The sequence below is a fragment of the Streptomyces sp. GESEQ-35 genome, assembly GCF_017948485.1.
Lineage (GTDB): Bacteria > Actinomycetota > Actinomycetes > Streptomycetales > Streptomycetaceae > Streptomyces.
The window spans coordinates 1-560 of record NZ_JAFFSX010000094.1; the positions used below are offsets into that span (position 1 = coordinate 1).

Genomic DNA, 560 nt, shown 5'->3' on the forward strand with positions numbered 1-560 from the left:
CCTCACCCACAAACACCTGCACCGTCACCGACGACCGCTCCCCCAGCACCAGCGGAGCCTCGACCGTCAAATCCTCCAGCTGACCGCAGCCGACATAGTCACCCGCGTGCAGTGCCAGCTCCACGAAAGCCGTACCCGGCACCAGCACCGACCCACCCACCACATGATCCGCCAACCACGGATGCGTGGAGAGGGAGAGGCGGCCGGTGAACACAGTCATCCCGTCCTCAGCCAGCGCCACCGCCGCACCCAGCAGCCCATGACCGGCCGGGGCCTGACCCAGACTCACCACATCCCCAGCACCTGAAGCCGCATGCAACCAGTAACTCTCCTGCTGGAAGGCGTAGGTGGGCAGGTCGACCAGGGCGGCGGCGGGAGTCGGCCAGGTGACGGGCAGGCCGTGGGTGTGGGCGGTGGCCAGTGCAAGGGGGAAGGCATGGGTCTGGCCGGCGCGCTGGAGTGGGATGGCGGTGGTGTCGTCGGGGACGAGGGTGGCCAGGACCGCGTCCGGGCCCAGCTCGACGAACACCCGCCCGCCCAGCTCCCGGGCCTGCTCGATC

Annotated in this window: 1 protein-coding gene; it reads right to left on the reverse strand. The window is 69.8% G+C overall.

The window, feature by feature from the left end; translation table 11 throughout:
• On the reverse strand, window positions 1-560 hold a 560-nt coding region (locus KCH87_RS48485), incomplete at both ends, for a polyketide synthase dehydratase domain-containing protein (protein ID WP_210594469.1).